We start from the raw sequence: 25,964 nt of genomic DNA on the forward strand, positions 1-25,964 counted from the left end.
GGCTGACATGCGTTATCTTACCGACCGCAAACGCGCCGTAGGCCTGGGATCGGCCAAGTCGGGTACCGAACATTTTTGGGCGATGAAGGTCAGCTCGGTTGCGCTGCTGATCCTTGTCCCGCTTTTTGTCTTCACTTTCGGCCCCACGCTGGGACAGCCCTTTGACGTGGTGCTGGACTATTACTCGCGGCCATTCCCGGCGATCGTGGCGGCCCTGACGCTGGCCGTTGGGTTCAAGCATTTCGCTGATGGTGCCCAAGTGATGATCGAGGACTACGTGCACGGCACAATGGAAAAGGTTCTGATCATTCTCGTGAAGTGTCTCTCATATGGCGCCGCGGCCGCAGGTATCTTCGCCGTCGCCCGCATTGCCCTCTAACACCCCGGAGCTGAATGAAATGGCTGCTTACGAATACGAAACGCACGAATATGACGTGGTCGTGGTCGGCGCCGGTGGGGCCGGTCTGCGTGCCACGCTGGGCATGGCCGAACAAGGTCTGCGCACCGCTTGCGTAACCAAGGTTTTTCCGACCCGCTCGCACACCGTTGCGGCGCAGGGTGGCATTGCGGCGTCGCTGTCGAACATGGGCCCCGACCATTGGCAGTGGCACATGTATGACACCGTCAAGGGCTCGGACTGGCTGGGTGACACCGACGCGATGGAATACCTGGCGCGCGAAGCACCCAAGGCCGTCTATGAGTTGGAGCATTACGGTGTGCCGTTCTCGCGCACCGAAGAAGGCAAGATCTACCAGCGCCCCTTTGGTGGCCACACGACCGAATTCGGTGAGGGCCCCGCAGTTCAGCGCACCTGTGCCGCTGCCGACCGGACCGGTCACGCGATCCTGCACACGTTGTACGGGCAGTCACTGAAGAACAACGCGGAATTCTACATCGAATATTTCGCCATTGACCTGATCATGTCCGAAGACGGGCAGTGCCAAGGCGTCGTCTGCTGGAAGCTGGACGACGGCACCATGCATGTCTTCAACGCCAAGATGGTGGTTCTGGCTACGGGCGGTTACGGCCGCGCCTATTTCAGCGCGACCTCGGCCCACACTTGCACCGGCGACGGCGGCGGCATGGTGGCCCGTGCCGGCCTGGCCTTGCAGGACATGGAATTCGTGCAGTTTCACCCGACCGGCATCTACGGCTCGGGCTGCCTGATCACCGAAGGCGCCCGCGGCGAAGGTGGATATCTGACCAACTCGGAAGGTGAACGGTTCATGGAGCGCTACGCGCCCCAATACAAGGACCTTGCACCGCGCGACTATGTCTCGCGTTCGATGACAATGGAAATCCGCGAAGGGCGCGGCGTCGGTCCCGAAGGCGACCATATTCACCTGAACCTGAGCCATCTACCAGCCGAAGCCCTGCATGAGCGTTTGCCGGGCATCTCGGAAAGCGCAAAGATCTTCGCCGGCGTGGATGTCACCAAGGAACCGATCCCGGTTCTTCCGACCGTGCACTACAACATGGGCGGTATTCCGACCAACTATTGGGGCGAGGTGTTGAACCCGACCGCCGACGATCCGAACGCCGTCGTGCCCGGCCTGATGGCCGTCGGCGAAGCCGGTTGCGCGTCGGTTCACGGAGCGAACCGGTTGGGGTCGAACTCGTTGATCGACCTTGTGGTCTTTGGCCGCGCGGCGGCGATCCGGGCGGGCAAGGTCGTCGACCCCGAAACGCCCAACCCGGTCCTGAACCAGACCTCGGTCGACAAGGCGTTTGATCGGTTCGATGCGGTGCGCAATGCCAGCGGTGCAATCCCGACGGCCGATCTGCGGCTTGAAATGCAGAAAACCATGCAGGCGGATGCTGCGGTGTTCCGGACAGCCAAGACCCTGGCCGAAGGGGTCGAGAAGATGACCGCAATCGCGGCCAAGATGGAGGATATCAAGGTCACGGATCGCAGCCTGATCTGGAACAGCGACCTGATGGAGACGCTGGAACTGACCAACCTGATGCCCAACGCGCTTGCCACAATCGTCGGCGCCGAAGCGCGGAAGGAATCCCGCGGCGCTCATGCACACGAAGACTTCACCGAGCGCGATGACAAAAACTGGCGTGTTCACACCGTGTCCCGGGTTGACGGGAACAAGGTCGAACTCAGCTATCGCCCGGTCATCGTGGATCCGCTGAGCACCGAGGCTGAAGGCGGTATCAGCCTTGAAAAGATCGCGCCCAAGGCGCGGACATTCTGAGGAGAGGAACACATGGTCCAACTGACCCTCCCTACGAATTCCCGGATTACGACGGGCAAGACCTGGCCGAAACCGGAAGGCGCGAGCAACGTGCGTAAGTTCCAGATCTACCGCTGGAATCCGGATGACGGGCAGAACCCTCGGGTCGACACCTATTTCGTCGACATGGACGATTGCGGGCCGATGGTTCTGGATGCGCTGATCTACATCAAGAACAAGGTCGACCCGACCCTGACCTTCCGCCGGTCGTGCCGCGAGGGGATCTGCGGTTCCTGCGCGATGAACATCGACGGGATCAACACGTTGGCCTGCATCTACGGCATGGACGAGATCAAGGGCGACGTGAAAATCTACCCGCTGCCGCACATGCCGGTGGTCAAGGACCTGATCCCGGATCTGACACATTTCTATGCGCAGCACGCTTCGATCATGCCGTGGCTGGAGACCAAGACCAACCGCCCTGCAAAAGAATGGAAGCAGTCGATCGAAGACCGAAAAAAACTGGATGGTCTTTACGAATGCGTCATGTGCGCCAGCTGCTCGACCTCGTGCCCCAGCTATTGGTGGAATGGCGACCGGTACCTTGGCCCCGCCGCGCTGCTGCATGCCTATCGCTGGATCATCGACAGCCGCGACGAGGCCACCGGCGAGCGTCTGGATCAGCTTGAGGATCCGTTCAAGCTGTATCGGTGCCATACGATCATGAACTGCGCAAAGACCTGCCCCAAGGGTCTGAACCCGGCCAAGGCGATTGCCGAGATCAAGAAGATGATGGTCGAACGCGCAGTTTGACCGATGACGACCAACGTGCTTGCCGCGTTGCGGCAAGCGCATGGCCCACATGCGAAATCATTGGATGTGTGCCGCCCCGGCCAAGACTATGTTCGGCACCGGGGAGGAGTGACGGATTGGAAACAGGATCACTCCGATGAAGAACGAATCCAAAAAAACAGACGCAGCCAAAGCCTTGGAATATCTTGAGCAAGCTTGGGCCTATTATGAGCCTGAGCGGGTCAAGCCTGCAAAAGATGCAGAGCCGGAGCTGTTTGAATACGCCAACGCGGCCTGAGTTTACCAAGCCAAGTCTTGAGTCCCGGCGTATATTGCGCGAAGCAGGGAAATGCCTGTTCTTCTGCTTCTGCTCGGCGCCGGCGTGTTCGCCTATTTCGTCTGGCGTTCACGCACGTCTTCTTTGACCCGGGACTGCCGGTGGCGGCAGCACAGGCAAGCCGGCACGTGGAGTTGTGCGTATTGCGGGGCGGTTTCCGTCTCCGAGTCGCAGCCCACGCGATGCGAACGAAAATAAGCCTTTTTGCCTGAGGGAAACGGGGTTTTCCCAAAGGTCATTCTGGGTCAATCTGCGCAAAACAGCGGAAAGATGCAGAATGCCAAATCCTCCTTCGGATGCCGCCGCCCGCCGCGGGATCGCTCCAGTCATTTGCTACCCAAATAACACCCTGCCCAGCGTTGACCTTGACCTGCTGCTGGACGCCCGAAAGAGCGCGCGAAAGACAGCCGAAGTTCTGGTGCCGCCACGTGATGCCCGTTGCTTTGAGGTGCCGGCCGGACACTTCTTTCGGATCACTTCGGTCGAAGGCCCGCAGGTCGGCGACCTGAACCTGTGGAACCTGCACGACCTGAACGAACGTTTCTATTCGGGCAAGACGCGTGCATTGCATGGCACCCATGTCACGACCGGCGAGCGACTATGGTCCAGCTTTCCTTTTCTGCGCCCGATGGCCACGATCGTTGCGGACACCTTGGACTGGTACGGAATCGATCAATACGGCGGGTCGGTGCATGACGTGATCGGAACGCGTTGCGATCCCTATACCGGAAACTTGCTGTCGGGCACTCAATACCATCATTGCTGCCACTCCAACCTGACCCGGGCGCTGGCTGACCATACTGGTCTGGAAATTCCGGTAGCCGAGCGTTTGGTGCACGACGTGTTGAACGTATTCATGTGCACTGGCTTTACCCGCGATAAGGGGCAGTATTTCATGAAGGCTTCACCGGTTCGACCGGGTGACTACTTGGAGTTCTTCGCGGAAATCGACCTTCTGGGAGACCTCAGCGCCTGTCCGGGTGGGGATTGCTCGTCCGAGCATTCGTCGGATACGGCCGCCTGTCACCCGCTGTTGGTCGAGGTTTTCGCACCTGCCGAAGGCACGCTGAGCGGATGGCAAAGTCCAGCGCCCAATGGCTATGACCGTACGCATGGGCGCTGAGGCCCGGGGGTGACCCGGGCCGGTTTGTGTCAGGCGTTCGGGAAGGCGGCCTGCAGCGCAATTTCCACCATGTCACCAAAGCTGCTCTGGCGCTCGGACGAGGGCAGAGCCTCGCCGGTCAGAAGGTGATCGGACACGGTCAGAACCGCCAAGGCCCGGCATTTGTGCCGCGCGGCCAGGATATACAGCTCGGCTGCCTCCATTTCGACACCCAGGATTCCGTGACGCACCATCTGTTCGTTCAGGTCGGGGCGTTCGTCATAGAAAACGTCAGACGAGTAGATGCCGCCGATATGGGTTGCCGTGCCCTTGGCCTCGGCTGCTTTGGCGGCAGCCTGCAGCAGGCCCCAATCTGCACAAGGCGCAAAGTTGAGCTCTTTCATGATGCCCCGGGACGGGGTGCTGAGCGTCGTTGACGTCATGGCCAGGATAACATCCCGGACCTTCACGTTTTCCTGCATGCCGCCGCAAGACCCGATGCGGATCAGGGTTTTTGCACCGTAGTCCCGGATCAGTTCATTTACGTAAATGGACAGCGACGGCATTCCCATTCCGCTGCCCTGAATGGTGACCGGGTTTCCTTTCCATTCGCCGGTGAAACCCAGCATCCCGCGGACATCGTTGATTTGCCGCACATTGCTCAGAAAAGTTTCGGCGGCCCATTTCGCACGATACGGATCACCCGGCAAAAGCACGGTCTCGGCGATTTCGCCTTTTTCGGCGCCAATGTGAATTGTCATTTTGATACTTTTCCCGTTCAGATTTCCAGATCGGAAATATCTGCCCCGGCTTTCAGCGCTTCGTGGACCCATTTCGGTTTTCGCCCACGCCCCGTCCAGGTTTGCGCCGGATCGGCCGGATTGCGATATTTTGCTTTGGCTTTCGATCCCTTGCCGGACCGCGTGGGCTGAGACGCCAAGTCGGACAAGGAAAACCCGTAAGCGGCAGCTGCTTTTTCAGCGGCCATCAATGCTTCCTGACGCTCTCTGGCCTCAGCGTTTTCCAGCGCCTTGTCGACCTGATCGCGCAATTCAAGCAATTCCTTACGCGACAGCTTGTCCAGATTTATGCCCATTGTCGTTCTCCGTACCCACCTGATTCATTTTTTACTCGTCAGGCAACGTTACGGAGAATCCCAATCAATGGCCATTCTTTAGACGGAATGGGCAGTAGAATTAATTCTGGGCGATTATTCCGCGGCCAGCGTTTTTGGATCGGCCAGCAAAACGATATCCCCCATTATGGCATTCAGCTCGAAATTCTTGGGCGTATAGACCTTGGCAACACCCATTGATCTGAGACGATCCGCGTCTTCGTCGGGAATGATGCCCCCGACGACAACGGGAATATCACCCAAGCCAGCTTCGCGCAGGCGGGTCATGACGTCCCGTACCAACGGCAGGTGGCTACCGGACAGGATCGACAGGCCGATCACATGAGCTTGCTGCTCGATGGCCGACTTCACGATTTCCTCGGGGGTTAGGCGGATGCCGTCATAAGTAATGTCCATGCCGCAGTCGCGGGCGCGGAACGCGATCTGTTCGGCGCCGTTGGAATGGCCGTCCAGCCCCGGCTTGCCGACCAGGAATTTCAGACGACGCCCCAGGCGGTCGCTGACCGCATCCACCGCCGCGCGCAGATCGTCCAGACCCTCGGTCTTGTTCGAGACCGACCCCGAAACGCCCGTCGGACCGCGATAGGTGCCAAAGACGCGGCGCATCTCTTCTGCCCATTCGCCGGTGGTGACACCGGCCTTGGCCGCGGCGATCGACGGCTCCATGATGTTGGCGCCCGATTGCGCGGCGGCGCGCAGATCGGCCAGAGCCGCGGCCACGGCGGCCTCGTCGCGGGCGGCACGCCAGTCGTTCAGGCGCGCGATCTGTTCCTGTTCGACCGCCGGATCGACGACCATGATCCCGCCATCCTCGGTCTGCAGGGGCGAGGGTTCGCCCTCGGTCCAGCGGTTCACGCCGACGACGATGGTCTCGTTGCGCTCGATCCGGTTCAGCCGCTCGGCGTTGGAATCCACCAGCCGCGATTTCATGTAGTCGATCGCCGCAACCGCACCGCCCATCGAGTCCAGATTGGCCAGTTCGGCCCGGGCGCCCTGCTTCAGTTCCTCGACCTTGGCGTCGACCACCGGGTTGCCATCGAACAGGTCGTCGTATTCCAGCAGGTCGGTCTCATAGGCGAGGATCTGCTGCATCCGCATCGACCATTGCTGGTCCCAGGGGCGCGGCAGGCCCAAGGCCTCATTCCACGCGGGCAGTTGCACCGCCCGGGCGCGCGCCTTTTTCGACAGGGTCACGGCCAGCATTTCGATCAGGATGCGATAGACGTTGTTTTCGGGCTGCTGCTCGGTCAGGCCCAGAGAGTTGACCTGAACACCATAGCGGAATCGGCGGAACTTGGGGTTTTCCACGCCATAGCGCTGTTGCAGGATTTCATCCCAAAGATCGACGAAAGCCCGCATTTTGCACATTTCGGTGACAAATCGGATGCCCGCATTCACGAAAAACGAGATGCGGCCGCACAGCGCCGGAAAGTCCTCGGCCGGAACGCGGGGGCGCAGCTCGTCCAGTACCGCGATGGCGGTGGCCAGCGCGTAGGCCAGCTCCTGCTCAGGCGTCGCGCCGGCCTCTTGCAGGTGGTAGGAACACACATTCATCGGGTTCCATTTCGGCACGTTCGAATAACAATACTCGGCCACGTCCGCGATCATCTTGAGCGAGGGCTTGGGCGGGCAGACATAGGTTCCACGGCTCAGGTATTCCTTGATCAGGTCATTCTGCACCGTGCCCTGCAGCTTGGACACATCGGCGCCTTGTTCCTCGGCCACCGCGATATACAGCGCCAGCAGCCAGGGGGCTGTGGCGTTGATCGTCATCGAGGTGTTCATCTGCTCCAGCGGGATCTGGTCGAACAGCACCCGCATGTCGCCGAGGTGGCAGACCGGAACTCCGACTTTGCCGACCTCGCCCCGGGCCAAGGTGTGATCACTATCGTATCCGGTCTGCGTCGGCAGATCGAAGGCCACCGACAGGCCTGTCTGCCCTTTGGCCAGATTTGACCGGTACAGCGCGTTCGAGGCCTTGGCCGTGGAATGACCGGCATAGGTTCGGATGAGCCAGGGGCGGTCTTTCTGCGTCTGCGTCATGGTCAGAGCCTCATGCGTCGATGGGTAACAATATTTCTCTCATGGGTTCTAAAGCGCAATTTTCAGCACATGTCAATTCGCTGCGTTGCGGCATGTCAGGCGTGCTGCCGATTGTGACCGCGGCGGTTTGATGGCACTGTGCCGGCATGACGCAGACCGTTGAGTTACCGATTTGGCTGTTTGTTCTGATCGTGGTGTTTGCCGCGGTCACTTTTGCTTCGCATTTCCTGTTCCCGTCAGTGCGCTGGTTCTTTCGCCGTCGGCTTGAACGGGCTGTTGAACGGTTGAACCAGCGCCTGCAACGGCCGATCCAGCCGTTCAAACTGGCCGAGCGTCATGACATGATCCAACGCCTGATCTATGACCCGCAGGTTGGTCAGGCTGTTCAGCACCACGCCGAAGAACATGGAATCCCCGAAGCGGTCGCGTTCGAGCAGGCCCGGCGCTACGCCCGGGAAATCGTCCCGTCGTTTTCGGCCTTCATGTATTTCAGCTTTGCCATTCGGTTGGCTCGATGGTTGAGCAACGCGTTCTACAATGTCCGCCTCAGCCACAAGGACGAGGCCGCATTGAAGGAGATCGATCCCAAAGCAACCGTGGTCTTTGTAATGAATCACCGGAGCAACATGGATTATGTTCTGGTGACCTATTTGGCCGCGCAACAGTCGGCGCTGTCCTATGCGGTGGGCGAGTGGGCACGGGTCTGGCCGCTCAGCCGGTTGATCCGCGCGATGGGGGCCTATTTCATCCGGCGCAAGTCCGGCAGCGAACTCTACCGGCAGGTTCTGGCCAGCTATGTGCGCCTGGCCACCAATGCCGGTGTGACTCAGGCGATGTTCCCCGAGGGCGGTCTGAGCCTCACCGGGTCTTTGGGACGACCCAAACTGGGACTGCTGAAATACATCATCGACGGCACCAGTCCCGATGGTCGCGACGTCGTGTTCGTACCGGTTGCGCTGAACTATGACCGGGTGCTGGAGGATACGATTCTGACCGCCGCCGCCTTGGGCAGCGAACGGCGGTTCCGCGCGCGGATCGGCGTGATCACAAGGTGGAGCCTGAAACAGATATGGCGCCGTATCATCGGGCGTTACAAACGGTTCGGTCTTGCCTCGGTCCGATACGGCCTGCCCATTTCGCTGCAGGAGTTTCGCGAACAAGCCGGCCCGGACCTGATGACGGATCTGGCTCGAGAGTTGATGCGCCGGATTGGCCGGGCGATTCCTTTGGTCCCAGCGCCCGCCGCGTGCTGGCTCGTTCGCGAAAACGGCACCATCTCCGAGTCTGACGTTCAGTCACGGATCGTCGAGCTGATGCGGCGCGAGGGCGCCACGGACGAAGACCTGAAGGCCATCCCGCCAGCGATCGAACAACTGGTCGAACGGCGAATACTGAGCAGAAACAACGGTATGCTGTCGCCATCGGTCGAGCGGCTGGATCTGATGAAGTATTATGCGGCCTCAGCGCCCATCAGCGAAGACCCGGATGGTTCTGCGACTGCAAAAGAAATTTCTGCGGCCGCTGGGTCATAAAATTTCAATAATGATCCGAAATGGGTTGCAAAATTACTCATGGGTCAATATTCCAGCCTATGAAGCGCGCGATTCTGCGTCGCGGCGAACATGTTTGACAGAGGAGGCCACAATGGCTTTGGACACCGACGGCGGCATCGCGTCCTACGAGGCACCGGAAAAAGACCTCTATGAGATGGGTGAAATCCCTCCGATGGGATATGTGCCCAAACAGATGTATGCGTGGGCCATCCGTAGAGAGCGCCACGGCGAGCCCGACACTGCGATGCAGTTGGAGGTGGTCGATGTGCCCAAGCTGGACAGCCACGAAGTGCTGGTTCTGGTGATGGCGGCGGGCGTCAACTACAACGGTGTTTGGGCCTCGCTCGGCAAACCGATCAGCCCCTTTGATGGTCACAAGGCCCCGTATCACATCGCGGGCTCGGATGCGTCGGGCATCGTCTGGGCGGTGGGCGACAAGGTGAAACGCTGGAAGGTCGGCGACGAGGTCGTGATCCACTGCAACCAGGACGACGGCGACGATGAAGAGTGCAACGGCGGCGATCCGATGTATTCGCCCAGCCAGCGCATCTGGGGCTATGAAACGCCCGATGGGTCATTTGCGCAATTCACCAACGTGCAGGCACAGCAGCTGATGCCGCGCCCCAAGCACCTGACCTGGGAAGAAAGTGCCTGCTATACGCTTACGCTGGCCACTGCCTATCGGATGCTGTTCGGACACGAGCCGCATGATCTGAAGCCGGGCCAGAACGTTCTGGTCTGGGGCGCGTCGGGGGGTCTGGGCTCCTATGCGATCCAGCTGATCAATACAGCCGGAGCCAACGCGATCGGCGTGATCTCGGACGAAAGCAAGCGCGACTTCGTCATGGGGTTGGGCGCCAAGGGCGTCATCAACCGCAAGGACTTCAACTGCTGGGGCCAGTTGCCCACGGTCAACACGCCTGAATATGCCGAGTGGTTCAAGGAAGCCCGCAAGTTCGGTAAGGCGATCTGGGACATCACGGGCAAGGGCGTGAACGTCGACATGGTGTTCGAACACCCCGGCGAGAGCACCTTCCCGGTCTCGACCTTTGTCGTCAAAAAAGGCGGCATGGTCGTGATCTGCGCCGGGACCACCGGCTACAACCTGACCTTTGATGTTCGGTACATGTGGATGCACCAGAAGCGTCTGCAGGGTTCGCATTTCGCGCATCTCAAGCAGGCGTCTGCTGCAAACCGGCTGATGCTGGAGCGGCGTCTCGATCCCTGCATGTCCGAAGTGTTCACTTGGAAAGAACTGCCCGAGGCGCACATGAAAATGATGCGGAACGAGCACAAGCCGGGCAACATGTCTGTCTTGGTTCAGGCCCCGCGTACGGGCATGCGGACCTTGGAAGAGGTTCTGGACGCCCGCGGTTGATCACCGCGCTTTGAAAGCAAGCGCCCGCGAATCGTTCAGACGGTTCGCGGGCGTTTTGCGTTCAGAAGATGGGATATTGTTTTTCAATGCCATGCAAATTCGGGACCCGCTGTTTTTGGGGAGTAGAAAGCAGTGAATAGGCAAGAAAACAGCGTACATGTTATGGTTGTGTTAACCCTTCGTTAACTGTTTCGGAGAGACCATGATGGCGCGAAATGAGTGGATACTGGACGTATTGTCGGACCTCAACGCCTTCGCCGTTGCGAATGGGTTGACCGCGCTGGCCGAGCAGCTTGACGACACCAGGCTGATCGCCGCGGCCGAAATTGCGTCCCTGAACGATGAGGCAAAAGCGCCGTCGAATGGGAACACAGTTCGATTTGAGCCAGGTCCTGGAGGATTTGGAAAACACCAGCACGCTTGACGAGCTGGGTGCGGTTGCTGTCCGCATCAGGGACAAACTGAAGGTCGATCACATCGTCTATCACTGGGTCGATGGCGCCGGCGATCAATATGGCTACACCACCTATCCGGATGCCTGGGCCGACCGATACCGTGAACGCAACTATCACCGAATAGATCCCGTAATCCTGGGCTGCTTCCAGCGGTTTCATCCGGTCAACTGGAAATCTCTGAACTGGTCCGGCAAGGTCGCAAAAGCCTTTCTGCAAGATGCTTTGGATCATGGTGTCGGCAATCAGGGCTATTCGATCCCAATTCGTGGGCCGAATGGCCAGTTCGCGCTTTTTACGGTCAATCATAGTTGCAGCGACGAGGCTTGGGGAGCCTTCATCGTGACCTACAGCCGCGAGTTGATACTGCTCGCCCACTACTTCAACCGCAAAGCTTTGGATTTCGAGCAGGACCGCAGACCTGAATCCGCGCGCGGCCTCTCTCCGCGCGAGATCGACGCGATGACGCTGCTGGCCTTGGGCTACAGCCGGGCGCAGGTCGCGCACTCCCTGTCTATTTCCGAGCACACATTGCGTGTCTATATCGAAAGCGCCCGGTCCAAGCTGGGTGCTCTGAATACAACCCATGCCATCGCCACTGCCCTCAGCAGAGGATTAATAGTGGTTTAAGGCCCGCGCGAGGGCCACACGGTAAATTAACCACGACTTTGTACCCCCTTCGTTCCAGCACTGGACGACAAGGGGAAAAGTCATGCTGCGTTATGTTTACGCTGACGAGCTTCATAAATTTCCAAAATTGGCCGAGGGGATGTTTCGCGACCGCGCAGATCAATTCAAAACCCGCCTCGGATGGGATGTTCATGTCAATTCCAAAGGAGAGGAACGGGATCAGTATGATGATCTGAACCCGCTGTATGTCATCTGGGAAGAGCCGGACGGCAGTCACGGCGGATCGATGCGGGTATTGCCCACGACTGGCCCTGTCATGGTAAATGAGGTGTTCGGGCATCTGACCGGCGGCAGCCCAATCCGCAGCCCGCTGATCTGGGAAGTGACGCGGTTCTGCCTGTCCCGCACCGCTCATCCACACACGGCCGGGGCAATCATGCTGAGCGGGGGGGAGATCATGGAAGGCTTCGGTCTGACCCACATCGCCGGGGTCTTTGATGCAAGGATGATCCGCATCTATCGGCTAATCGGTTCCTCGCCGGTGGTCTTGGGCTCGGAGGGGGCGGGCCGTGACCAAATTTCGGTCGGTCTTTGGCCCTATTCCGCTGACGATTGCAACCGCGTGGCCGAGCGGGCGGGCATCCCGCGCGAGCTGTCGCGATTGTGGTTCAAGACGGCGTTCGGGTCCGCCGCGCGGCATCGGTTCGCACTGTCTGCCTGACGTTGAATTCCGCATCTGGCGCAGGTTGGCGCGGCCCTGTAGGGTCGCGCCATGTCTCTGCCCAAGGTTACTTTTTCCGAAGATCAGGCCGCCGCGTTCGACAGCATAGCCCAGATGCTGAAAACCGCAGGCGTGGACCTGGAAGATGATGCGCTGCTCAAACTGCCCGGCCAGGGCGAATCGGGGGTCATGGCGGTGATCGGCAAGGCCGGATCGGGCAAGACCCTGCTGTTGGCCGAACTCTTCAAGGCACTGGCCGAGACCGGAGTTCAGATCGTCTCGGGCGACTATGAAAGCCGCAATTCGAAGGACAAGCGCAGCCTTGCCATTTTGGCCCCGACCAACAAGGCCGCCAGCGTGTTGCGGTTGCGCGGTGTTCCGGCCACCACCATTCACCGCATTCTGTACACGCCGGTCTATGATCCGGAATACGAACGGATCGCCGAGTGGCTGGCGGGCAACGACGACCGCCCCGAGATCGAAGGCCTGACCGACGAGGCGCTGGACCGCGCGGCCGCGTTTTATGCCAACAACAAGTCCATCCCCGGCGCTCTGGCCGCCGCCGGCCTGCGCGGGTCGGATTTTATCACCGGCTGGAAACGGCGCGACGAGCCGTTGGATATCGGGTTCGTCGATGAGGCCTCGATGCTGGACGACCGCCAGTTCGAGGATCTCAAGGAGATCTTTCCCACCTTGCTGCTGTTCGGCGATCCGGCGCAGTTGGCACCGGTGAACCAGTCCGGGTCGATGGTGTTCGATGCTTTGCCCGAACCGCGCAAGCTGATCCTGCACCGGGTGCACCGGCAAGAGGCCGACAACCCCATTCTGGATCTGGCCCATGCGCTGGCCGATCCGGCCATGGGGTTCGAGGATTTCGAACGCCTTGTCGAGCAGACCGCCCGCACGGATGACCGCGTGGTCTGGGGCCAGCGGGTCGAGGTCGATCTAATGGCACGAAGCCCGGTTCTGGTCTGGCGGAATGCGACGCGTATCCGGCTGATCCAGGCCTTCCGTCAGGTGCATGGTGCGCCCGAGACCGAATTGTTGGAAGGCGAACCGTTGATCTGCGACGGGATCGAGCTGCCGCTGAAGCACCGCAAGAAACGGCTGGATCTCGAGGCGCGCGGGCTGATCAAGGGCGCGCAGGTGATCTATCTGGGGCCGGGGCGCAAGCCGGGGTTCTCGCGGCTGCATGTCATGGGGGCCGAGGACCCGCAGGTCAGCGCCGCGTCGATCGTGCAGATCGAAAAACCGGACGAGGAAGAGCCGTTCATCCCCTTTGCCGCGCGCATGGGGGCCACGTTTCTGCATGGGGCCGCCGTGACGATCCACAAGGCGCAAGGCTCGCAATGGGACACGGTGCAGGTCTTTGCCCCTGACCTTTACGCCGCCGCCCGCATGGGCCGGACCGAGGCCGGGCAACCCCTGTGGAAACGGCTGGCCTATGTGGCCATCACCCGGGCGCAAGAGCGGCTGATCTGGGTGGTGCGCAACCGGCTGTCGAAACCAAGCCACCCGTTGCGGGTTGATGACCTGCGCGCGGTCCCGGCCGCAAAACTTACGCTGGAGGCGGAAGAGCCATGAAGACGATCATCGTAACGGGGGCCAGCTCGGGCATCGGGCGGGCGACGGCCGAGCTGTTTCTGGATCAGGGCTGGAAGGTCGGCCTGCTGGCGCGCAGCGCGGACAAGCTGAGCCAGATGGCCGCGACGCGCGAAACCGCCATTCCGCTGGTGGCTGACGTGACGGACCCCCAAGCGGTGTCGGCGGCGTTCGATGCGTTTCAGGTGCAGGCCGGTCGGTTGGACGTTCTGTTCAACAACGCGGGTATTTTCGCGCCCGCAGGCACGATCGACGAAATCGCACTTGACGACTGGTATCAGAGCGTCAACGTGAACCTGAACGGGATGTTTCTGTGTGCCCGCGCGGCCTTTGGCGCGATGCGCAGGCAGGTGCCCCAGGGGGGCCGCATCATCAACAACGGCTCGATCGCGGCGCATGTACCGCGCCCGAATTCGGTTCACTACACCGCCACCAAACACGCGATTACCGGTCTGACACGAAGCCTGTCGCTTGACGGCCGCGCCCATGGTATCGCCTGTGGGCAGATCGACATCGGAAATGCCAGAACCCAGATGGTGCAGACCCTGGTCGATAGCGCGGTTGCTGAAGGGCGAGAGCCTGATCCGACGATGGCGGTCGAAGATGCCGCGCGCTCGGTCCTGCACATGGCCAGCCTGCCGCCCGAAGCCAACGTCCAGTTCATGACCGTGATGGCAACGACGATGCCGTATATTGGGCGCGGGTAGCGGTCAGTTTTCGCGCAACAGTCGGAAAGCCGTCGAAGCGCCCCAGCCTGCTGCGATGGCAATGACAAGGGACATCAACCCGTACCAGACCGGCTGTTGACGCGACATGTTGTAGAGAAACCGCTCGAGCCCGACTTTCCGAACGTCGATAACCGTCTCGAACTGCGAAATGACTTCGCCGTTCCGCATCAGGAAGATGCGGGTCAGGTAGTCGCCTTCGGTCAGGTCGGCCGGCATCTCGATGGAGGTGCGGAATAGCGTTTGCTCATCCACGGCAACCGTGTTCTCCCGGATCGAGTACAGGCCCTCATCCTCGCGAATCCTGACGACGGCCCGGGCGAAATCCTGAGCCTCCCGAATATGCATGGCTGCCCCGACGGACCGGATCGCGCGCCGGATCGAGATGCGATAGCGCAGGTCTTCGGTGTCGGTGATGATGTCCGTGAACGGTGCGCTTGTGGCGACTGCGTAGAAGCTGGGTGCGGAATCGACCAGAACGCTGTCGGTATTCACCCAGATGCCGAATTTCTTTTCCTTGCGCCGCACCATGACCGGCTCGGACGGGCCCGCGACTGCCACGATCACCTCCAGCGGAGGGCCGGGCGGGATCGGCGCCTCGCGCTTGACGGCGCCAAAGATCAGAATCTCGGATCCGTCGAAATCAGCGGTGATGGCTACGCGATCCTGGCTGAGGCCAAGAACAACCTGCTCATCCGCGGCGTGGACGGGGAGGGTCATGAATACAAGGGCGATGAACCAGCGCAACACGTCAATGCCCCCCATCGGTGCCAAGCGAGTAGAGCTCGGCCGGTTGCAACAACAGATCCAGGGCCAGCTTGCCGCAAACCGCCAAGACAAGAGCCGCCAGCAGGACGCGCAGCTGCTCGGCCGGGATGCGTGCCCCCAGCACGGTTCCGATCTGAGCTCCGATCACCCCGCCAACCAACAGCAGGACGGCCAGCACGATATCGACCGTAAAGTTGGTCGTGGCGTGCAGCATGGTGGTGAAGCCAGTGACGAAAATAATCTGGAAAAGGGATGTCCCCACAACCACTTTGGTTGGCATTCCCAGCAGATAGATCATGGCGGGAACCATGATGAACCCGCCGCCCACACCCATGATCGCCGACAACACGCCGACGAACAGCCCGACAAGCACCGGCGGAATGACCGAGATATACAGCCCCGAGGTCCGGAACCGCATCTTGAACGGCAGGGCGTGGATCCACCCCCTCTGGCGCCGTTTGACAGGGACCCCACCGGCCTTTCGGGACCTGCGCAGTGCATTGAGGCTTTCAAAGAACATCAGCCCGCCAATGACGCCCAGAAAGACGACATAGCAGAGCTTGACCAGCAGATCGACCTGACCCAGGCTTTTGAGATAGTTGAAGAAGACAACGCCAACGGCGGCGCCGATCAGACCACCTACAAGAAGGACCGTGCCCATCTTCAGGTCGACCGTCTTTCTTCGGAAATGCGCCAGCACCCCCGAGAATGACGAGGCAACGATCTGGTTCGCCTCGGTTGCCACGGCAACGGCGGGTGGGATGCCGATAAAGAACAGCAGCGGGGTCATCAAAAAGCCGCCACCGACACCGAACATGCCGGACAGGATTCCCACCATGCCGCCGAGGCCAAGCAGCAGAAAGGCGTTTACGGAAACTTCGGCGATAGGCAGGTAGATATGCATGTGGTCTAGCCGATCCGTACTGCGGTGGACTGGTTAATGCGAGCAAAGGCAGGCGCGCTGCGTTGGGCGAAGAAACGGACTGGTGGGTACATGGCGGTTTCGAAGGATAAACTGGTCACGATCAAACCCCCGCCAATTCAGAAAGCGAATAGAATTCTGTCGGAGCCACGATCAGTTCCAGCCCGACTTTTCCGGCCACGATCATGACCAGTACCGCCAGCAAAACCCGCAGCTGCTCAGCCTTCAACCGAGCGCCGACCATGCTGCCGAACTGGGCCCCAACGACCCCCCCGATCAACAGGAACAAGGCCAGCACGATATCCACGCTGAAGTTGGTCGAAGCGTGGATCATCGTCGTAAACCCGGCCACGAAAATGATCTGAAACAGCGAGGTTCCGATCACCACCTTTGTCGGCATTCCCAGGATATAGATCATTGCCGGAACCATGATGAACCCGCCCCCAACGCCCATGATGGCCGACAGGATTCCGACGCCAAAGCCGACCAGGATGGGTGGAATGACCGAGATGTACAGGTTTGACTCGCGGAACCGCATTTTGAACGGCAGTGCATGAACCCAGGTGCGTTGGCGGCGTGCGGTCGGTGCGGTGCCGCCCGCTGCCCGTGACCGGCGAATTGCACGCAGGCTCTCAATGAACATCAAAGTGCCGATGAGGCCTAGAAACACGACGTAACACAGCTGGACCGCCAGATCGACCTGCCCCAAATGCTTGAGATAGTTGAAGACGAGCATTCCCAGCGTCGCGCCCAGCAGGCCGCCGCCCAGCAGAACCGATCCCATCTTCAGGTCTACGGTCCTGCGCTTGAGATGTGCCATCAGCCCGGAAAACGAGGATGCCACCACCTGGTTGGCCGATGTCGCCACGGCGACTGCAGGTGGAATGCCAATCAGAAACAGCAGTGGCGTGATCAGAAAGCCGCCTCCCACTCCGAACATGCCGGACAGAACGCCCACGGAAACACCAATCGCCAGCAGGACAAACGGGCTAACGGATACTTCGGCTATGGGAAGGTAGACGTGCATACCCTCTTAGAGCGCTTGCGGCATGCAAAATCAACTCTGCATGCCGCTTTGCAGCAAACAGGACTGAAAAGCAGTCCTGAACTGGCCTTATCAACGCTCTTTCACATAAGGCTCGCCACCGGCCCTTGGCGGGACCGCTTTGCCGACGAAACCTGCCAGGATCACCACGGTCAGGATATAGGGCAGCGCGTCCATGACCTGAACGGGGATTATGATGCCGCCCAGGTCGATATTCTGGAACCGCAGAGCGACAGCCTGCAGCAGCCCGAACAGTAAACACGCCCACATGGCGTGCCATGGCCGCCACTTGGCAAAGATCAGTGCGGCCAGTGCGATGAAGCCCCGGCCGGCCGTCATGTCTTTGACGAACCCTGCCTGCAACGCAGTAGCCAAATAGGCCCCGGCGATGCCACACAGCACGCCACAGATGGCGACGGCTGCGTAGCGAAGCCCCACCACCGAGACGCCCGCAGTGTCCACTGCCGCCGGGTTTTCACCCACGGCGCGCAGGCGCAGGCCAAAGCGGGTGCGGAACAGCACCCACCAGGTGGCGGGCACCATCAGGAACGCCACGTAAACAAGAATCGAGTGGCCTGAGAGCAGTTCGGCGTAGATGGGACCGATGATCGGCACACCGCTCAAAGCTTCTGCGAAGGGGAAGTTGATCGGTTCGAACCGGCCGCCCCCGAACAGCGACGGCGTGCGGCCGCCTTGCTGGAACCAGTCCTGCGCCACCAGCACGGTCATGCCGGCAGCCAGGAAGTTGATGGCGACACCGGAAATCAGCTGGTTGCCCCGGAACGTGATCGAGGCAAGCCCGTGCAGGCCAGACAGCACCAAGGACGATGCGATGCCGGCCAGCAGGCCCAGCCATACCGACCCGGTGACGGCGGCAACGGCGGCCGAGAAGAATGCGGCCATCAGCATCTTGCCTTCCAGGCCGATGTCGAAAATGCCAGCGCGTTCCGAATACAAGCCGGCCAGACAGGCCAGAAGCAGCGGCGTGGCCAGGCGAATGGTCGAGTCCAGAACCTGGACGATCGTCAGGAACAACTCCATCAGTTCGCCTCCTTCCGCAGGGCCAGGAACAGCTTTTCAAGCGGCATGCGGACCATGTTGTCCAGCGCTCCGGTGAACAGGATTACCAGCGCCTGGATCACCACGATCAGCTCGCGCGGGATCGACGTCCACAGGGCCAGTTCCGCGCCCCCCTGATAGAGGAAACCAAACAGGATGGCTGCCAGGAACACGCCGAACGGGTGCGAGCGGCCCATCAGGGCCACCGCGATGCCGATAAAACCCGCGCCCTCGGTCGAGTTGAGAACCAACCGCTCGGCCTCACCCATGACGTTGTTGATCGCCATCAGGCCCGCCAGAGCGCCCGAGATCAGCATCGCCACGATGGTGATGCGCACCGGTGAGATACCGGCATAGACCGCACCGGTCTCCGAATGCCCATAGGCCCGGATTTCATAGCCCAATCGGGTGCGCCAGATCAGCGCCCAGACGACGATGCAGGCGATGACCGCGATGATCAGCGAGATGTTGGCCGGAGCCGCCTTGGAGAAGGTGATCCCGATCGGGGCCAGCATCTCGTGCAGGGTGGGCAGATGTACCGCCTCGGCAAAGCGGGCGGTGGCCGGGTCTTGCGAGCCGGCCGGTCGCATTACGTTGACCAGCATGTAGTTCAGCAGCGCCGCGGCGATGAAGTTGAACATGATCGTGGTGATCACGATATGGCTGCCGCGCTTGGCCTGCAGATAGGCCGGAATCGCCGCCCAGGCCGCGCCGAACAGCATGCCGGCGGCCATCGCAGCCAGCAGAGCGATGCTCCAATGCGGCCAAGGCACATAGAGGCACACCATGGCAACGCCCAGTCCGCCCAACATGGCCTGACCTTCGCCGCCGATGTTGAACAGACGCGCGTGAAAGGCCACCGCAACCGCGAGACCGGTGAACATGAAGTTGGTGGCGTAATACAGGGTGTAGCCCCAGCCATAGGTCGACCCCAGCGCGCCGGTGACCATCAGGTTCACCGCCTCGACCGGGTTTTCGCCAATGGCCAGAATGACCAGTGTCGACAGGATTGCGGCCAGGATCAGACTGATGAGCGGGATCAGAATGACGTCGGCCCATTTGGGCATCTTATCCATGTTACGCGGCCTCCCCCGCAACACCGGCCATCAACAGGCCCAGTTCTTTTTCATCCGTTTCATGGGGCAGACGCTCGCCCATGATATGTCCGTCGAACATCACTGCAATCCGGTCGGACAGAGAGAAGATTTCTTCCAACTCGACCGAGACCAACAGGATCGCCTTGCCCTGATCGCGCAGGGCGACGATCTGCTTGTGAATGAATTCGATCGCGCCGATGTCCACGCCGCGGGTCGGCTGGCCAACCAACAGCAAATCGGGGTTCCGCTCGATTTCGCGCGCCACGACGATCTTCTGCTGGTTCCCGCCCGAGAAATTCTTGGCCGACAGCCAGCCATTCGGCGGACGCACGTCGAATTTCTCGATCTTGCGTTCTGTGTCGGCGCGCAGGGCGGCGTTGTTCATGAAAATCCCGCGCTGATAGGCGGGGTCTCGGTGATAGCCGAAGGCCACGTTTTCCCAGGCGTGGAAGTCCATGATCAGACCTTCGCGTTGCCGGTCCTCGGGCACATGGGCGATGCCTTGGGCGCGCCGCGCCTGACCGTCGGCCTCGGGTCCGCTGAGTGCCAGTGGCGTACCATTCAGCTTGATCACGCCTGATCCCGGGCGCATGCCGCCCAACACCTCGAGCAACTCGGACTGCCCGTTGCCGGCGACGCCTGCGATGCCCACGATCTCGCCCGCGCGGACGGTTAGGTCGATACCTTTGACGCGCTCGACGCCCGCCGAATCCGTCACCCGCAGGTTCTCGATTTCAAGGATGGGCTTGCCGGGTTTGGCCGGCACCTTGTCGACGCGCAGCAGAACCTTGCGCCCGACCATCAGCTCGGCCAACTCCTCGGGGTTGGTCTCGGCGGTCTTGACCGTGGCGGTCATCTGGCCGCGGCGCATCACCGACACGGTGTCGGTGGCTTCCATGATCTCGCGCAGCTTGTGGGTGATCAGGATGATGGTCTTGCCTTCGGCGCGCAGCCGGTCGAGGATGCGGAACAGCTGGTCGGCCTCGGCCGGGGTCAGCACCCCGGTGGGCTCGTCCAGAATCAGGATTTCCGCCTTGCGGTACAGCGCCTTGAGGATTTCGACCCGCTGTTGCATGCCCACGCCGATCTCGTCGATGCGCTTGTCGGGGTCCACGAACAGCTCGTATTCTTCCTCGAGCTCTTTCAGCTCTCTCCGGGCCTTGGCCAGCGAGGGGGCCAGCAGCCCGCCATCTTCGGCGCCCAGAACGATGTTTTCCAGAACGGTGAAATTCTCGACCAGCTTGAAATGCTGAAAGACCATGCCGATACCCGCGGTGATCGCGGCCTGGCTGTCGGGGATGTCGGTCTTTTTGCCGTTGATCCAGATTTCACCTTTGTCGGCCTTGTAGAAGCCGTACAGAATGCTCATCAGCGTGGATTTGCCCGCACCGTTTTCACCGATGATCCCGTGGATCGTGCCGGGGGCGACGCTGATCGAGATGTCCTTGTTCGCTTGAACTGGCCCAAAGGCTTTGGAAATCCCTTTGAGCTCGATGGCGGGGACTGTCATGTCTTGTCCTCGATTGCCGTAGAAGCTGCGCTGATTTCGCGATCATTCTGTCGTGGCGAAACAGCGGCATGAGTGGATGCGGGACGGGAGGTTTCCCCCGCCCCGCGCGATATCAGAACTGCAGTGCCGGGCAGCTGTCGTTCTCGTAGTAGCTGACGACGGTGACATTGCCGTCGATGATGTCGCGGCGCGCCTTTTCGACGGCGGCCTTCATCTCGTCGCTCACCAGCGAGGCGTTGTTTTCATCCATGGCAACGCCGACACCGTCCTGTGCCAGACCCATGGTGAACTTGCCGGTTTCGACATCTTCGCCTGCTTTCATGGCGTCATAAACGGCCACGTCCACGCGCTTGAGCATCGAGGTCAGAACCTTGCCCGGGTGCAGGTGGTTCTGGTTGCTGTCCACGCCGATCGACAGGATGCCTTCGTCGGCCGCGGTCTGCAGAACACCGACGCCGGTACCGCCTGCGGCAGCGTAGATCACGTCAGCGCCTTGGCTGATCTGAGCTTTGGTCAGCTCCGAGCCCTTCACCGGGTCGTTCCAAGCGGCCGGGGTGGTGCCGGTCATGTTGGCTACGACGTTGATGTCAGGGTTCACGGCCTTCGCGCCCTGGGCGTAGCCGCAGCCAAAGTGCCGGATCAGCGGAATGTCCATGCCACCGATGAATCCGACCGTACCCGACTTGGATGCCATCGCGGCCATCATGCCGACCAGGTACGAACCTTCATGCTCGGCGAACGAGACCTGGCGGATGTTAGGCGCGTCCAGCCAGCTGACGTCGACGGCAACGAACTTGGTGTCGGGATAGTCAGGTGCGACGGCGGCCAGCGGATCAGCCATGGCAAAGCCCATGGTGATGATCGGGTTTGCACCGGCTTCAGCGAAGCGACGCAGGGCTTGTTCGCGCTGCGCTTCCGACTGCAGCTCGATTTCGCGATAGGATTTGCCGGTTTGGTCGGCCCAGCGCTTGGCGCCGTTATGGGCTGCTTCGTTGAACGATTTGTCGAACTTGCCGCCCAGATCGAAGATGATCGCCGGTTCGGCCAGCGCCGCACCTGCGGTCAGTGCAAACGCGGCGGCCGCGCCCATCAAGGATTTCATCAGGGTCATCATATACTCCCGTTGTTTTTTTGGCTTCGGGGCAGGGGCTTTTGCCCAGCCCCGCTCAGAGCGAGCAGAACTGCTGTGATAGCGGCAATTAAGGCCGTCTGAAACAGTCATGGTCAACCGCTTTTTGACCATTTGGTCTCAGAAATGCCCGGCTTTCGTCAGGGTAGCGCGCGCTCCATCAAGATTGCATCCACTTTGTCAGCCTTGCCGCGCCGGTAATATCCCGGCCGAAGACCGCAGCGCGCATAGCCGCAACTTTGGTAGAGTGCAATGGCGGCCGCGTTGTCCGATGCCACCTCAAGAAACGCCCGGCGCGCACCCAGATCGTGAGCCTTGTCATGCCAAGCCTGCATGCAGGCGCGGCCCAGACCCTGCCGCTGATGATCGGGATGCGTCGCGATGGTCAGCAGCTCAGCCTCGTCGCCGATGACTTGGACCAGGGCAAATGCTGTTTTGTTTCCAACGACATGGGTGAAGCGGCTGGCAAGCAGATCAGCGAATTCATCAGCAGTCCAGGGGCGGGACTGGGTGAAAGCCGCGCCGTGGGTCTCGGCCATTTCCTGTGGGGTCATGGGTCCAGCAAAGGCGGCGGCGTATCGCGCGACGGGGCGGCGTCTGCGGCACGAACGTACAGGGGGGCCGGGGGACCTGACACAAGGTCAACACGTTCGGATGCAATCCGGGCGATGGCCCGGACGACTGCATTCGCATCGTCGCACAAAAACAGGGCGCCAAGTGATTCTGCCTGTTCCTGCGTCATCAGCTGCGGCGTCCCGTCGGGCGCTAGCAGGTAAACATGTTCCCGGGGGGCTGGAATGGCTGGGGTCCGCCCTTCAGGTGCCAAAGCCGCAAGGGCTTCAAGGCCCGAAACGCCGATTGCCGGTTTGTTCAATCCAAGCGCCAGCCCTCGGGCGGCGGAGACCGAGATGCGAATTCCAGTGAAATTGCCCGGACCCGTCCCGACACCGATCGCGTCGATATCCGCCCAAGAAACCCCGCCTTCTGCCAGGATGTCCTGAAGCAAAGGCATCAGGCGTTCCGCCTGGCCGCGGGTCATGGTTTCGGCGCGGCTCACGACGATGTCTGGCCCGCGCAGCAAAGCGGCCGCGCAATGCGCGGCCGATGTGTCAAATGCCAGAATTGTCTGATCAGACGGCAACAGGGCGAACCTCGGTCACCTCGGGGATGTAATGGCGGAGCAGGTTCTCGATCCCCATTTTCAGGGTCAGCGTTGAGGACGGGCAGCCTGCGCAGGCCCCTTGCATATGCAGGTAGACGACGCCGCGGTCAAAGCCGTGGAAGGTGATGTCACCGCCGTCCTGCGCCACGGCGGGGCGCACGCGGCTGTCCAGCAATTCCTTGATCTGGTTGACGATTTCCGAGTCCTCACCCGAATGTTCAGCATGGCCGGACGCGGTTTCCACCCCGGCCCCCATCACCGGCTGGCCGGACTGGTAGTGCTCCATCACAGCGCCCAGGATGGCGGGTTTGATGTGGTCCCACTGCACGCCGTCGTCTTTGGTGACGGTTACGAAGTCATTGCCGAAGAAAACTCCGGTCACACCGCTGACCGCAAAGATGCGCTGCGCCAGCGGCGAGTTCTGCGCGGCTTCGGCGGTCGGGAAATCCGCTGTACCGGCCTCGAGCACGGTCTGACCGGGCAGGAATTTCAGCGTGGCCGGGTTGGGTGTGGATTCGGTCTGGATGAACATGGCGCGCTCCGTATCAGTTGGCTCTGATATGCGCGTCAGCGGTCGGGAAGTCAAGATTTGGAACGGTTCTAAATCGCTGCAGCCTGTCGGATGGCCATGTCCAGTCGGTCATCGCCCCAGTAAAGCTCCTCATCCACGACAAAACTGGGGGCGCCGAAGATCCCCAGCGATTTGGCGCGGGCAACCTGGTCAAACAGAGCACTCTTGATGTCAGAGTCTGCGGTTCGGTCGATCATGTCCTCGGGGAGGCCGGCGGCGGACAGGGCGCTGCGCAGGACTGGCTCTACCGAAATGTTCAGGCCTTGGCCAAACTGCGCGGCAAAAACGGCGCAGGAGAATGCAGCGCGCGCTTCACGTTGAGGGATGGCGAGCGCAAGGCGTGCGGCCTTCAGGCTGTTTTGCGGAAACTCGGCAGGTCGGGTCAGGGGCAGGCCATGCTGCCGGCAAAGCCGTTCCATGTCGCGCCACATGTACCGCCCCTTGGCCGGATAGATGTTGAACGGTGAGGTTTTCCACCCCTGCTCGGCAAAAATGGGACCCAGAAGGAATGGCTGCCAGTCCACCTGCACGCCGCAGGCTGCCGCGTCCCGTTCGACCCGCATGGCGCTGAAGTAGGAATAGGTCGAGGCGAAATCGAACCAGAAGTGCAGGGTGGCGGGCATCAGGTGATCTCTTCGAGCTTCTCCTTGCTCAAGTCGCCCGGAACGATGGTAATCGGAATCGGCAAGCTGCCGGAATTCCGCGTCAACTGAGTGACCAGTGGACCGGGACCCTTCTTGTCAGTACCTGCACCCAGAACAAGGACGCCGATTTCGGGATCCGAGCGCACATGCTCGATGATCTGCGGAACGGGCTCACCCTCGCGGATCGCCAGTTCAGGCTCGATCCCCTGCTTGTCACGCATCCATTTGGCAAATACCTCGAAATGCGCGTGGATACGCTCGCGGGCTTCTTCCCGCATCACTTCGGCCACGCCGATCCAGTGGTTGAACTCGTCCGGAGGAATGACCGAGAGGATGGTCACCCCCCCACCCGTATGCGCAGCACGCATCGCGGCGAAACGCATGGCGTTCAGGCACTCGCGGCTATCGTCAAGAACTACAAGGAACTTGCGCATGAATGTCCTCTTCGGTTTTCGGGATCATGCCCGAGCATTCGGTGTCTGGCAACTCGGGCCGCGACAGGCCGTCGCTTATTGGTCGCTGGCCGCCCAGTCCCAGTAGAGCGCGCGCGTGCGGCGCGTGATAGGGCCAATCTGATATTGCGTGTCGTCCAGTGCGGTCACGGGCGTGACCTTGTTCATATTGCCGGACATGAACACTTCGTCCGCGTCGTGGAAATCGTCGAAGGTCAGAACAGTTTCGTGAACCGTCACCCCGTCGCGACGCAGGTTGTCGATGTGCCGCGCGCGCGTGATGCCCGCAAGGAAGGTGCCGTTCGGTGCCGGAGTAAACAGCTCGCCATCCTTTGCCATGAAGATGTTGGCCGTTGCGGTTTCTGCCACGTTGCCCATGGCATCTGTCACCAATGCGTTTGAAAACCCCTTGGATCGCGCTTCCGCCAGCATTCGGGCGTTGTTTGGATACAGGCACCCGGCCTTGGCGTTGACGACCGCGCTTTCCAGAACCGGGCGGCGGAAGCGGGTGGTCGTCAGAGTGACCGAGGCCGCCTCGGGTGCCATTGGGATCTCTTCGAGGCAGATGGCGAAACCTGTGCTGTCACCCTGCGGTACGATCGCGGTCGCGTCGCCGTCGATCCCCCAGTACATCGGGCGAATGTAGACGGCGGCCTCGGTCGGGTATGCTTCCAGACCTTCGCGGATCAGTTCGACCATTTGTTCGGTGGTCACGGTCGGAGTGAGCATCAGCGCCTCGGCCGAGCGGTTTACCCGGTCGCAATGCGCGGCCAGATCAGGGGTCATGCCATCAAATCGGCGGGCCCCGTCAAACACCGACGAACCCAACCAGGCCCCGTGGTCCGCAGCCCGCATGATCGGGGCATCGCCATCGTGCCATTTGCCATCGAAATAAGTGCGGATATTCTTGCCGACTGCCATTGTGCCCTCCGTCAATTCCGCCGAACCGTAG

The 25,964-nt window shown here is 60.9% G+C and carries 27 protein-coding genes; 11 read left to right on the forward strand and 16 right to left on the reverse strand.

The window, feature by feature from the left end; translation table 11 throughout:
* The first annotated feature begins 7 nt into the window (after positions 1 to 7).
* The 5 genes from sdhD (at position 8) to ACR0DA_RS16445 (ending at position 4,435) form a co-directional block, all read left to right on the forward strand.
* A complete protein-coding gene (gene sdhD, locus ACR0DA_RS16425) occupies positions 8 to 379 on the forward strand; it encodes a succinate dehydrogenase, hydrophobic membrane anchor protein (protein WP_093963475.1) in 372 nt (123 codons plus the stop codon).
* A 19-nt stretch (positions 380 to 398) separates the two neighbouring features.
* Positions 399 to 2,204, forward strand: coding sequence for a succinate dehydrogenase flavoprotein subunit (gene sdhA / locus ACR0DA_RS16430; protein ID WP_480754936.1), 1,806 nt, complete (start codon positions 399 to 401; stop codon positions 2,202 to 2,204).
* Between the two features lie 12 nt (positions 2,205 to 2,216).
* A complete protein-coding gene (locus ACR0DA_RS16435; protein ID WP_170343321.1) occupies positions 2,217 to 2,996 on the forward strand; it encodes a succinate dehydrogenase iron-sulfur subunit in 780 nt (259 codons plus the stop codon).
* Between the two features lie 136 nt (positions 2,997 to 3,132).
* Positions 3,133 to 3,273 (forward strand): hypothetical protein, encoded by a 141-nt coding sequence (locus tag ACR0DA_RS16440; RefSeq protein ID WP_170601283.1) that lies wholly within the window; start codon positions 3,133 to 3,135, stop codon positions 3,271 to 3,273.
* A 316-nt stretch (positions 3,274 to 3,589) separates the two neighbouring features.
* The gene (locus ACR0DA_RS16445) at positions 3,590 to 4,435 is read left to right on the forward strand and encodes an urea carboxylase-associated family protein (RefSeq protein WP_480754938.1); all 846 of its coding nucleotides are present in this window, start codon (positions 3,590 to 3,592) and stop codon (positions 4,433 to 4,435) included.
* Positions 4,436 to 4,464: 29 nt separating this feature from the next.
* Here the strand turns inward: ACR0DA_RS16445 and deoD are convergent, their stop codons facing one another.
* The 3 genes from deoD to ACR0DA_RS16460 all read right to left on the reverse strand — a co-directional run bounded on the left by deoD (position 4,465) and on the right by ACR0DA_RS16460 (position 7,592).
* Positions 4,465 to 5,175, reverse strand: a complete 711-nt coding sequence (gene deoD / locus ACR0DA_RS16450; RefSeq protein WP_170367636.1) for a purine-nucleoside phosphorylase — start codon at positions 5,173 to 5,175, stop codon at positions 4,465 to 4,467.
* Positions 5,176 to 5,192: 17 nt separating this feature from the next.
* On the reverse strand, positions 5,193 to 5,510 hold the full coding sequence (locus ACR0DA_RS16455) for an H-NS histone family protein (RefSeq protein ID WP_170342178.1): 318 nt from the start codon (positions 5,508 to 5,510) through the stop codon (positions 5,193 to 5,195).
* A gap of 114 nt (positions 5,511 to 5,624) precedes the next feature.
* On the reverse strand, positions 5,625 to 7,592 hold the full coding sequence (locus ACR0DA_RS16460) for a protein meaA (RefSeq protein WP_170601279.1): 1,968 nt from the start codon (positions 7,590 to 7,592) through the stop codon (positions 5,625 to 5,627).
* A gap of 146 nt (positions 7,593 to 7,738) precedes the next feature.
* Between ACR0DA_RS16460 and ACR0DA_RS16465 the strand changes: the two genes are divergently transcribed.
* The 6 genes from ACR0DA_RS16465 (at position 7,739) to ACR0DA_RS16490 (ending at position 14,635) form a co-directional block, all read left to right on the forward strand.
* Complete coding sequence (locus ACR0DA_RS16465; protein WP_480754940.1) at positions 7,739 to 9,124, forward strand: 1-acyl-sn-glycerol-3-phosphate acyltransferase; 1,386 nt, start codon at positions 7,739 to 7,741, stop codon at positions 9,122 to 9,124.
* A gap of 112 nt (positions 9,125 to 9,236) precedes the next feature.
* Entirely contained in the window at positions 9,237 to 10,523 is a 1,287-nt protein-coding gene (gene ccrA, locus ACR0DA_RS16470; protein ID WP_170372225.1) for a crotonyl-CoA carboxylase/reductase, read from the forward strand.
* 362 nt (positions 10,524 to 10,885) lie between these two features.
* On the forward strand, positions 10,886 to 11,605 hold the full coding sequence (locus ACR0DA_RS16475; RefSeq protein WP_170342173.1) for a helix-turn-helix transcriptional regulator: 720 nt from the start codon (positions 10,886 to 10,888) through the stop codon (positions 11,603 to 11,605).
* An 82-nt stretch (positions 11,606 to 11,687) separates the two neighbouring features.
* Positions 11,688 to 12,326 carry an acyl-homoserine-lactone synthase gene (locus ACR0DA_RS16480; RefSeq protein WP_170360153.1) on the forward strand — a complete coding sequence of 213 codons (639 nt, stop codon included), beginning with the start codon at positions 11,688 to 11,690 and terminating at the stop codon, positions 12,324 to 12,326.
* A gap of 51 nt (positions 12,327 to 12,377) precedes the next feature.
* Positions 12,378 to 13,910: an ATP-dependent DNA helicase gene (locus ACR0DA_RS16485; RefSeq protein WP_480754942.1), complete on the forward strand. Its 1,533-nt coding sequence runs from the start codon at positions 12,378 to 12,380 to the stop codon at positions 13,908 to 13,910.
* Entirely contained in the window at positions 13,907 to 14,635 is a 729-nt protein-coding gene (locus ACR0DA_RS16490) for an SDR family oxidoreductase (RefSeq protein WP_480754943.1), read from the forward strand. The genes ACR0DA_RS16485 and ACR0DA_RS16490 overlap by 4 nt, the downstream gene beginning before the upstream one ends.
* A 3-nt stretch (positions 14,636 to 14,638) precedes the next feature.
* On the opposite strand, the gene ACR0DA_RS16495 is transcribed toward ACR0DA_RS16490, so the two are convergent.
* The 13 genes from ACR0DA_RS16495 to ACR0DA_RS16555 form a co-directional block, all read right to left on the reverse strand.
* Positions 14,639 to 15,373, reverse strand: a complete 735-nt coding sequence (locus tag ACR0DA_RS16495; protein WP_254429443.1) for a TIGR02186 family protein — start codon at positions 15,371 to 15,373, stop codon at positions 14,639 to 14,641.
* A gap of 31 nt (positions 15,374 to 15,404) precedes the next feature.
* Positions 15,405 to 16,325 carry a sulfite exporter TauE/SafE family protein gene (locus ACR0DA_RS16500; RefSeq protein WP_170343309.1) on the reverse strand — a complete coding sequence of 307 codons (921 nt, stop codon included), beginning with the start codon at positions 16,323 to 16,325 and terminating at the stop codon, positions 15,405 to 15,407.
* Positions 16,326 to 16,446: 121 nt separating this feature from the next.
* The gene (locus tag ACR0DA_RS16505) at positions 16,447 to 17,370 is read right to left on the reverse strand and encodes a sulfite exporter TauE/SafE family protein (protein ID WP_170343308.1); all 924 of its coding nucleotides are present in this window, start codon (positions 17,368 to 17,370) and stop codon (positions 16,447 to 16,449) included.
* A 90-nt stretch (positions 17,371 to 17,460) separates the two neighbouring features.
* Entirely contained in the window at positions 17,461 to 18,429 is a 969-nt protein-coding gene (locus ACR0DA_RS16510; RefSeq protein ID WP_170365360.1) for an ABC transporter permease, read from the reverse strand.
* Complete coding sequence (locus ACR0DA_RS16515; protein WP_170365357.1) at positions 18,429 to 19,523, reverse strand: ABC transporter permease; 1,095 nt, start codon at positions 19,521 to 19,523, stop codon at positions 18,429 to 18,431. The genes ACR0DA_RS16510 and ACR0DA_RS16515 overlap by 1 nt, the downstream gene beginning before the upstream one ends.
* 1 nt (position 19,524) lies before the next feature.
* Positions 19,525 to 21,054, reverse strand: coding sequence for an ABC transporter ATP-binding protein (locus tag ACR0DA_RS16520; protein ID WP_480754946.1), 1,530 nt, complete (start codon positions 21,052 to 21,054; stop codon positions 19,525 to 19,527).
* A 112-nt stretch (positions 21,055 to 21,166) separates the two neighbouring features.
* Entirely contained in the window at positions 21,167 to 22,165 is a 999-nt protein-coding gene (locus ACR0DA_RS16525; RefSeq protein WP_093963454.1) for a BMP family lipoprotein, read from the reverse strand.
* A gap of 158 nt (positions 22,166 to 22,323) precedes the next feature.
* Positions 22,324 to 22,737, reverse strand: coding sequence for a ribosomal protein S18-alanine N-acetyltransferase (gene rimI / locus ACR0DA_RS16530; protein WP_170391890.1), 414 nt, complete (start codon positions 22,735 to 22,737; stop codon positions 22,324 to 22,326).
* Entirely contained in the window at positions 22,734 to 23,324 is a 591-nt protein-coding gene (gene tsaB / locus ACR0DA_RS16535; protein WP_170436108.1) for a tRNA (adenosine(37)-N6)-threonylcarbamoyltransferase complex dimerization subunit type 1 TsaB, read from the reverse strand. Before tsaB ends, rimI begins: the two co-directional genes overlap by 4 nt.
* Positions 23,314 to 23,877, reverse strand: coding sequence for a NifU family protein (locus tag ACR0DA_RS16540; RefSeq protein ID WP_093963451.1), 564 nt, complete (start codon positions 23,875 to 23,877; stop codon positions 23,314 to 23,316). Before ACR0DA_RS16540 ends, tsaB begins: the two co-directional genes overlap by 11 nt.
* A 68-nt stretch (positions 23,878 to 23,945) precedes the next feature.
* On the reverse strand, positions 23,946 to 24,539 hold the full coding sequence (locus ACR0DA_RS16545; protein WP_480754947.1) for a DsbA family protein: 594 nt from the start codon (positions 24,537 to 24,539) through the stop codon (positions 23,946 to 23,948).
* A complete protein-coding gene (locus tag ACR0DA_RS16550; protein ID WP_170342153.1) occupies positions 24,539 to 24,994 on the reverse strand; it encodes a universal stress protein in 456 nt (151 codons plus the stop codon). Before ACR0DA_RS16550 ends, ACR0DA_RS16545 begins: the two co-directional genes overlap by 1 nt.
* A gap of 75 nt (positions 24,995 to 25,069) precedes the next feature.
* Positions 25,070 to 25,933, reverse strand: coding sequence for a branched-chain amino acid aminotransferase (locus ACR0DA_RS16555; RefSeq protein ID WP_480754949.1), 864 nt, complete (start codon positions 25,931 to 25,933; stop codon positions 25,070 to 25,072).
* Positions 25,934 to 25,964 lie beyond the last annotated feature (31 nt).

The organism is Ruegeria sp. CI8 (assembly GCF_056536865.1).

Excerpts from the sequence above, each read along its gene's own strand:
- ACR0DA_RS16490 (WP_480754943.1), top strand. The coding sequence starts at position 13,907 with ATGAAGACGATCATCGTAACGGGGGCCAGCTCGGGCATCGGGCGGGCG.
- ACR0DA_RS16525 (WP_093963454.1), bottom strand. The coding sequence starts at position 22,165 with ATGACCCTGATGAAATCCTTGATGGGCGCGGCCGCCGCGTTTGCACTG.
- ACR0DA_RS16500 (WP_170343309.1), bottom strand. The coding sequence starts at position 16,325 with ATGCATATCTACCTGCCTATCGCCGAAGTTTCCGTAAACGCCTTTCTG.
- ACR0DA_RS16480 (WP_170360153.1), top strand. The coding sequence starts at position 11,688 with ATGCTGCGTTATGTTTACGCTGACGAGCTTCATAAATTTCCAAAATTG.
- ACR0DA_RS16455 (WP_170342178.1), bottom strand. The coding sequence starts at position 5,510 with ATGGGCATAAATCTGGACAAGCTGTCGCGTAAGGAATTGCTTGAATTG.
- ACR0DA_RS16545 (WP_480754947.1), bottom strand. The coding sequence starts at position 24,539 with ATGCCCGCCACCCTGCACTTCTGGTTCGATTTCGCCTCGACCTATTCC.
- ACR0DA_RS16540 (WP_093963451.1), bottom strand. The coding sequence starts at position 23,877 with ATGTTCATCCAGACCGAATCCACACCCAACCCGGCCACGCTGAAATTC.
- ccrA (WP_170372225.1), top strand. The coding sequence starts at position 9,237 with ATGGCTTTGGACACCGACGGCGGCATCGCGTCCTACGAGGCACCGGAA.
- sdhD (WP_093963475.1), top strand. The coding sequence starts at position 8 with ATGCGTTATCTTACCGACCGCAAACGCGCCGTAGGCCTGGGATCGGCC.
- ACR0DA_RS16495 (WP_254429443.1), bottom strand. The coding sequence starts at position 15,373 with ATGACCCTCCCCGTCCACGCCGCGGATGAGCAGGTTGTTCTTGGCCTC.
- ACR0DA_RS16465 (WP_480754940.1), top strand. The coding sequence starts at position 7,739 with ATGACGCAGACCGTTGAGTTACCGATTTGGCTGTTTGTTCTGATCGTG.
- ACR0DA_RS16440 (WP_170601283.1), top strand. The coding sequence starts at position 3,133 with ATGAAGAACGAATCCAAAAAAACAGACGCAGCCAAAGCCTTGGAATAT.
- ACR0DA_RS16505 (WP_170343308.1), bottom strand. The coding sequence starts at position 17,370 with ATGCACGTCTACCTTCCCATAGCCGAAGTATCCGTTAGCCCGTTTGTC.
- ACR0DA_RS16460 (WP_170601279.1), bottom strand. The coding sequence starts at position 7,592 with ATGACGCAGACGCAGAAAGACCGCCCCTGGCTCATCCGAACCTATGCC.
- ACR0DA_RS16475 (WP_170342173.1), top strand. The coding sequence starts at position 10,886 with ATGGGAACACAGTTCGATTTGAGCCAGGTCCTGGAGGATTTGGAAAAC.
- ACR0DA_RS16510 (WP_170365360.1), bottom strand. The coding sequence starts at position 18,429 with ATGGAGTTGTTCCTGACGATCGTCCAGGTTCTGGACTCGACCATTCGC.
- ACR0DA_RS16555 (WP_480754949.1), bottom strand. The coding sequence starts at position 25,933 with ATGGCAGTCGGCAAGAATATCCGCACTTATTTCGATGGCAAATGGCAC.
- ACR0DA_RS16485 (WP_480754942.1), top strand. The coding sequence starts at position 12,378 with ATGTCTCTGCCCAAGGTTACTTTTTCCGAAGATCAGGCCGCCGCGTTC.
- ACR0DA_RS16520 (WP_480754946.1), bottom strand. The coding sequence starts at position 21,054 with ATGACAGTCCCCGCCATCGAGCTCAAAGGGATTTCCAAAGCCTTTGGG.
- ACR0DA_RS16515 (WP_170365357.1), bottom strand. The coding sequence starts at position 19,523 with ATGGATAAGATGCCCAAATGGGCCGACGTCATTCTGATCCCGCTCATC.
- sdhA (WP_480754936.1), top strand. The coding sequence starts at position 399 with ATGGCTGCTTACGAATACGAAACGCACGAATATGACGTGGTCGTGGTC.
- ACR0DA_RS16445 (WP_480754938.1), top strand. The coding sequence starts at position 3,590 with ATGCCAAATCCTCCTTCGGATGCCGCCGCCCGCCGCGGGATCGCTCCA.
- ACR0DA_RS16435 (WP_170343321.1), top strand. The coding sequence starts at position 2,217 with ATGGTCCAACTGACCCTCCCTACGAATTCCCGGATTACGACGGGCAAG.
- deoD (WP_170367636.1), bottom strand. The coding sequence starts at position 5,175 with ATGACAATTCACATTGGCGCCGAAAAAGGCGAAATCGCCGAGACCGTG.
- ACR0DA_RS16550 (WP_170342153.1), bottom strand. The coding sequence starts at position 24,994 with ATGCGCAAGTTCCTTGTAGTTCTTGACGATAGCCGCGAGTGCCTGAAC.
- rimI (WP_170391890.1), bottom strand. The coding sequence starts at position 22,737 with ATGACCCCACAGGAAATGGCCGAGACCCACGGCGCGGCTTTCACCCAG.